7 protein-coding genes are annotated in these 3,589 nt (G+C 60.4%); all 7 read left to right on the top strand.

Features of this window, described 5'->3' with window-relative positions; genetic code table 11:
* The first annotated feature begins 131 nt into the window (after window positions 1–131).
* On the top strand, window positions 132–1,142 hold the full coding sequence (locus L598_RS20560) for a hypothetical protein (RefSeq protein WP_144865757.1): 1,011 nt from the start codon (window positions 132–134) through the stop codon (window positions 1,140–1,142).
* A 31-nt stretch (window positions 1,143–1,173) separates the two neighbouring features.
* Window positions 1,174–1,707, top strand: coding sequence for a hypothetical protein (locus L598_RS20555; protein WP_144865755.1), 534 nt, complete (start codon window positions 1,174–1,176; stop codon window positions 1,705–1,707).
* A 71-nt stretch (window positions 1,708–1,778) separates the two neighbouring features.
* A complete protein-coding gene (locus L598_RS20550; RefSeq protein WP_144865753.1) occupies window positions 1,779–2,087 on the top strand; it encodes a hypothetical protein in 309 nt (102 codons plus the stop codon).
* A 72-nt stretch (window positions 2,088–2,159) separates the two neighbouring features.
* Window positions 2,160–2,420 carry a type II toxin-antitoxin system Phd/YefM family antitoxin gene (locus L598_RS20545; protein WP_144865751.1) on the top strand — a complete coding sequence of 87 codons (261 nt, stop codon included), beginning with the start codon at window positions 2,160–2,162 and terminating at the stop codon, window positions 2,418–2,420.
* Window positions 2,407–2,835 carry a hypothetical protein gene (locus L598_RS20540; RefSeq protein WP_144865749.1) on the top strand — a complete coding sequence of 143 codons (429 nt, stop codon included), beginning with the start codon at window positions 2,407–2,409 and terminating at the stop codon, window positions 2,833–2,835. Before L598_RS20545 ends, L598_RS20540 begins: the two co-directional genes overlap by 14 nt.
* A gap of 178 nt (window positions 2,836–3,013) precedes the next feature.
* Window positions 3,014–3,238 carry a hypothetical protein gene (locus L598_RS20535; RefSeq protein ID WP_144865748.1) on the top strand — a complete coding sequence of 75 codons (225 nt, stop codon included), beginning with the start codon at window positions 3,014–3,016 and terminating at the stop codon, window positions 3,236–3,238.
* Window positions 3,239–3,408: 170 nt separating this feature from the next.
* Window positions 3,409–3,589 (top strand): transposase (locus tag L598_RS20530; protein ID WP_144865746.1); only part of this gene is annotated, 181 nt, incomplete at its 3' end.

Below are 3,589 nucleotides of genomic sequence, written 5' to 3'. Positions count from 1 at the left end.
CCTGCCGAAGCTTCGTGACGATCTCGTCGGGCTTGTGTCGCTTGTTTGCCATTGTGGTCCTCCTTCATGGTCAAAACCATACTTCAAGGTGGACCCGTTCAATGGGGGTGGATCAGGTAGGAGGATCCACCATGCTGCTTTCCTCCCGCCAGAAACACATCCTGACCGCCGCTCTCGGCGGCCGTCTCATCGCCGTCTGTTTCGGTTCCGGCGTCGATTCGACGGCAATGCTCGTGGCACTACACAAGGCCGGAATCCGCCCCCACGTCATCACGTTCGCCGATGTCGGCGGCGAAAAGCCCGAAACCCTCGAGCACCTCGACAGGATGAACACGGTGCTCACTGACTGGTCCTGGCCGACGATCGACGTGTGCCGGAAAGTTCCCCTCGCCTCAACCGGCTATTCGGACCTCTATGGCAACTGCCTGACGAACGAAACGCTCCCCTCTCTCGCCTTCGGCATGAAATCCTGCAGCATCAAGTGGAAGCAGAAGCCGCAGGATCAGTTTCTAAAGGGCGCGCGATCGGGACCGAACGCCGGGCCGCCTCACCCCATATGGACCCAGGCACAGGAGAGCGGGCAAAGGATCGTCAAGCTGATCGGCTACGATTGCGGACGCGCCGATATGCGCCGGTCCCGCAATCTGCCCGCCGCGGATGCGGATTTCGACTATGCCTATCCCCTCCAGCTCATCGGCTGGACACGCGAGGAATGCGTTCTCGCCATTGAACAGGTCCTCGGGCCGGACATGGTTCCGATCAAGTCGGCCTGCTTCTTCTGCCCCGCCTCGAAACAGTGGGAGTTATACTGGCTCGCCGGACACCACCCCGACCTCCTCGAGCGCGCCCTTCTCCTCGAGCGCACCGCGCTCACCGGCCGCCACAGTCGTTTCGATGAAATCGAATTCGGCGCAACCTGGGACGAGCTCGTCCACAACGCGGACCGCTTCCCCAGTTCCGCAACGACGATCGGTCTCGGGCGAAGCTTCTCCTGGTGTCAATGGGCGCGCGTCAACGAGGTAGTCGACGCGGACTTCCGGGTCAAACGCGGCGCGGCAGACCGCGCCCGCTTTCTAACCCTCGCAGACACTCTCCGCGCGGCCGACAACGCATTCGATGCGCGCCGCAGCCACGCAGCCTGATCCCACCCCCAACCTTTGAAAGGAACATACCATGCATGCACTGACATGCCTGCACCGCGGCGGCCATCTTTATGGTCCGAACGGATACGGCGAAAGGCAATTCGATCCCGTCTCGCTGCTGACCTCAGAAGAGATCGTCGAAACACGCGACCTGCCCGGCTTCGTGCACGACCGCGTGACATATGAATCCCACCATTTCTGGATCCACTTCTGCCGCTACCCCCGCCGCAAGCCGAACATCAATCCCGACGACGAGCGGTTTTCCTCAGTGCTGATCCGCGTTCACCACGGCGGCGGTTGGGAAGTCTGGCGCGGGGATAGAATGCTCGCCGCCGCTCTTCATCGCTATGGTGACGATGACATCGGCGCATTCTGGATGTGCTGGTCCCTGATCGACATCGCCACATCCGCGCGCAGTGCCGGCCGTCAGGATTCGGCGGTCGAATATCGGCAAGCCTTTGCCGACGGTCGCCTGAAAAAGCGAAAACTGCCTCGACGCAGCGAGGTCAAGATCTGGATCGAGCCGAAACGGACCACGGGAACGGCTGACCCAGGTCAACTCTAAGTCGCGCTACTTCAATCCCCTCAACCCCCAGCCCCGCCTCGAGCGGGGCCTTCTCGTTTCAGGAGGCCTTCATGCTCCGCCAATATTCTCCGCAACGGCACCGCTACGAGCGTGTCGGTGGCTACGAACGGGCCGTCGGCACCATACCCGTCGGCACCATCTTCCTCCTCGACATTGACACGGCCACGTCTCGGGCCGTCCCCTATATCGTCGAAGCGTGGTTGCCGCGGCGCATCGGCGCCGGACGACGCGTCGGTTCTCAATATCACGACACCTATGCCGCCCGGGGCGGGCATCTCGCCCAGGTTCGCAATCTGGCAACGGGAATGTCCCGATGCCTATCGGACCACCTTATTCTGCGCGCAGTGGATGACGCTTGACCGACGTTGTGATAGTCCCCATCTTAGCTAAAATGGCAATGATAGGGATTTACAACCGCTGGAGGGCGTATCATGCGCAGCTTCTCTCTCACAGATCTCAGCAACAAATCCGGCGAAGTCGTCGAGGCCGCCTACACCGGCCCCGTCGAAATCACGCGCCGGGGTAAAAGGAGGTTCGTTCTCATGTCCGCAGATCAATATGACAAACTCCGCAATGCCGGGGATCCCCGGCGCGTCTATGCTGCCGGCGAGACACCACGGCACTTGGCTGACGCCTTCGCATCCGAGCTGGAAAAGCTTGCAAGAGGCGAGGGCTATGATGACCCGGAGTGATCGGCTCAAGCCCGGCACCATCGTCACGTATCCCTATCTCTGGAAGTGGCAAGCCGACCAACACGAAACCGAAGGCCGGAAAGATCGGCCAACCTGCGTGATTGCCACACTCGTCCACCAACAGGACGAGCTCACACATCTCGTTCTCCTGGCAATTTCGAGTCAGCCGCCCCGCTCGGATCAGAGAGCGTTCGAGATTCCAGAGATCGAGTGCCGGCGAGCCGGCTTGAGCGACTGGAAGCGAGCATGGGTGACGATCAGCGAGTATAATTACGATATCGCCGAGCAATCCTATTATCTCGATCCCAACCAGCAGCCCCTCGGACGCTTCAGCAAGCCCTTCGTTCAACGGCTCGCTTCGGCGGCGCTCCCGCTCTTCAAACGTGGCGGCGCACGCGTGGATCGTACGAAATAGGGAATTTGCGGCTCCGCGAACCGGTCGATCTCTAAACCGAAGTGACCGCGTTCACGGCCGCCAGAGGAAGAGGCAGAGGGAGATCGGGCGCCAGTCTGTCCGGAGGGGAATGATTGCACCCCTCCGAAGGAGCCACCTTCATGCTGGCAATCCCCATTCATCCCAAGGAGCAATGAATATGGTCGAAGTCCGCAAAGACCAGTCCGGAGACCTGTACGCAGGACATTTCCACGCCATTGGCACCGTCCATACGAACCGCGTCAATCTCTTTTGCATGCAACCGGGCAAGGAACGCCACATCGGAACCCTGATTGGCGGTTCTCGCAGGAATGCCCAACAGTTTGATCGAGACGTGGAGGCCATCTTGCGCGGTCTGGCAATGATGGACGTGCAAGCTGGTTAAGGAGCGGCCGCAAGCCGAGTGATCGCCCGGATCATGATCCCCGATAACGACCGGAGGCAAATATGGGAAAATTACCGCCGAAATGTCCGGCGTCAGCACTGATGGGACCAAATCGGCTTAACTGAGAACGGAGGATTTCTGGTTCATCGTAGCCTTTCAAAGGAGCGAAGATGAGACAGAAATCCGGAACCGGGAAAGCGCCGGCAGAGCAGGTCATCAAAGACATCCGCCGCGCAACCCGCAAGCAATATTCGGCCGAGGAGAAGATCCGCATCGTGCTGGAGGGCTTGCGCGGCGAAGAGTCGATCGCGGCGCTGTGCCGGCGCGAGGGGATCGCGGAGAGCCTTTATT

Origin of the sequence: Mesorhizobium sp. J18 (assembly GCF_007829525.1) — a bacterium.
Taxonomy (GTDB): Bacteria; Pseudomonadota; Alphaproteobacteria; order Rhizobiales; family Rhizobiaceae; genus VLJP01.
This window is presented reverse-complemented; position numbering and strand designations above follow the sequence as displayed.